A 1,954-nucleotide genomic window follows, 5' to 3' on the forward strand; every position below is an offset into this window, starting at 1 on the left:
GGCGATCGCAAAGACCAATCCCGCCAGCACTGTTGCGGCAAGGCTAGCCCGCACTGAATTCGAACGCATGTCGCTCTCCCTTGATGGCGCGACGGATCGCGCCTGGATTCCGGTCCGAATCGGAAATTAACCCTTTCTTAACCTTTGTTAAGAGGCAGGGGGCTTTCGGCACCGGTTCTTAAGGAGCATGGTTAATTTCGAGGGCCGGTTTCTTGCCCGCCGTCGGGCGGGCATGCAGCCGGCTCACTCTGGGTGAACTTGATCTTGATGCCTCGCGTGGCTAGAGCGGTTCGCCGTTTAACGGAAACGACAAACCACTCTATCTCTTTGTTTTGACGCAATTCCGGACGGAAAACCGTTTCACACTTTTCCTGGAATTGCTGTAGCGTGCCGCGCACGAAAGGGCAGCGCATGAGCTTTGGCCACACGGTTCGGGTGTCGATCACCATCCCGCTGCTTCTCGCAGCCGCGGCCTGCGTGCCGCAGGACGGCGTGCCGAAGGCGGCCAATGCGGCGGCCCCGGTGGCCGCGCCTGCGCTGGCACAGCAGTCCGCCGCATCCGCGACGCCTCCAGCGCCGCCGGCATCTCAAATGCCGCAGGGAGCCACTGCGCCCAAAACGTCCGCACCCCAGGCAACCAAGATCATCACCGACCTCACCGTGCCGCGATCCGGCATCGGCACAGCCACCTACAGATGCGGCAATGGCGGCATGATCACCATCCAGAATCTCGGCTCGTCTTTGCGCGTGGCTCGCCCGGATGGCTCGACCGAGGAATTCGTGGCCTCGCCCGCCAACCAGAGCAGCCGCTACCAGGAGGCGGCGACGCATGACGCAATCGTGATCGACGGCCGCGAGGCGCTGGTGATGAAGAGGGGATCCACCCCGCAGACCTGTCGGAGATAGCGCTCTTTGCTGCACTGCAACGAGACCATGCGCCGGCTTCTAAACAGCCGCTAATCGATTGAAGCGCGCGACCACCGGTTTGTCAGACTAAATGATGTTTCCAAAACGATTTTCCGGCTTTGACGCGGTGCAAAAAGAGCATTAGAAACCGCCTGTCCGGAGCCATATATGAGGGCGGAAAACGCTGCTCCTCGGTAGCGGCATCCAGGACGCCGAACTGGGGCAGCCATGAGCAAATCACCAGCCACCCGCGCAGTTGCCAGACGTGAACGGCCGCTCTCGCCGCATCTGACGATCTACCGGCCGCCGATCACGATGACGATGTCGATCATCCATCGCATCACCGGCGGCGCGCTTTATTTCGGCACGCTGCTGGTGGCGGCGTGGCTGATCGCCGCCGCGAGCTCGCAGGCCGCCTTCGACTGGGTCGACTGGGCATTCGGCTCCTGGCTCGGCCGGCTGGTTCTGTTCGGTTATACCTGGGCGCTGATGCACCACATGCTGGGCGGGCTGCGCCACCTCATCTGGGATACCGGCGCCGGGCTCGAAAAACACACCGCCTCGAAGATCGCCTGGGCGACGCTCGCCGGCTCGATCGTGCTGACGCTCCTGATCTGGATAGCGGGCTATGCGGCAAGGGGGGCTTTTTGATGAACGCGCACAATTCGGACATGCGGACGCCGCTGGCGAGGGTCCGCGGCCTCGGCTCGGCCCGCGAAGGCACCGGGCATTTCTGGCGGCAGCGGCTGACCGCCATCGCCAACATTCCTTTGGTCCTGTTCTTCGTCGGCTTCCTGATCGCGATCAACGGCCACGGCTACGCGGAGGTGCGGGCCGCGCTCGCGAACCCGTTTGTGGTGGTCATGTTCGGCTTGGTGCTGATCTCGCCGCTTTATCACATGCGCATCGGCATGCAGGTGATCATCGAGGATTATGTCCATGGCGAAGGCATGAAGCTGGCGCTGATCGCGCTCAACACCTTCTTCTGCGTGGCAGTCGGCGTCGCTTCGCTGTTTGCCCTGCTCAAACTCGCATTCGGAGGCTGACG

Annotated in this window: 3 protein-coding genes; all 3 read left to right on the forward strand. The window is 62.5% G+C overall.

The window, feature by feature from the left end:
• Nucleotides 1-387 precede the first annotated feature (387 nt).
• The 3 genes from EOA27_RS34135 (at nucleotide 388) to sdhD (ending at nucleotide 1,952) form a co-directional block, all read left to right on the forward strand.
• Complete coding sequence (locus EOA27_RS34135; RefSeq protein ID WP_245467320.1) at nucleotides 388-906, forward strand: hypothetical protein; 519 nt, start codon at nucleotides 388-390, stop codon at nucleotides 904-906.
• A 228-nt stretch (nucleotides 907-1,134) separates the two neighbouring features.
• The gene (gene sdhC, locus EOA27_RS34140) at nucleotides 1,135-1,557 is read left to right on the forward strand and encodes a succinate dehydrogenase, cytochrome b556 subunit (RefSeq protein WP_126080476.1); all 423 of its coding nucleotides are present in this window, start codon (nucleotides 1,135-1,137) and stop codon (nucleotides 1,555-1,557) included.
• Entirely contained in the window at nucleotides 1,557-1,952 is a 396-nt protein-coding gene (gene sdhD / locus EOA27_RS34145; RefSeq protein WP_126080477.1) for a succinate dehydrogenase, hydrophobic membrane anchor protein, read from the forward strand. The genes sdhC and sdhD overlap by 1 nt, the downstream gene beginning before the upstream one ends.
• Nucleotides 1,953-1,954: the final 2 nt, after the last annotated feature.

Origin of the sequence: Mesorhizobium sp. M2A.F.Ca.ET.037.01.1.1 (genome assembly GCF_003998075.1) — a bacterium.
GTDB lineage: Bacteria > Pseudomonadota > Alphaproteobacteria > Rhizobiales > Rhizobiaceae > Mesorhizobium.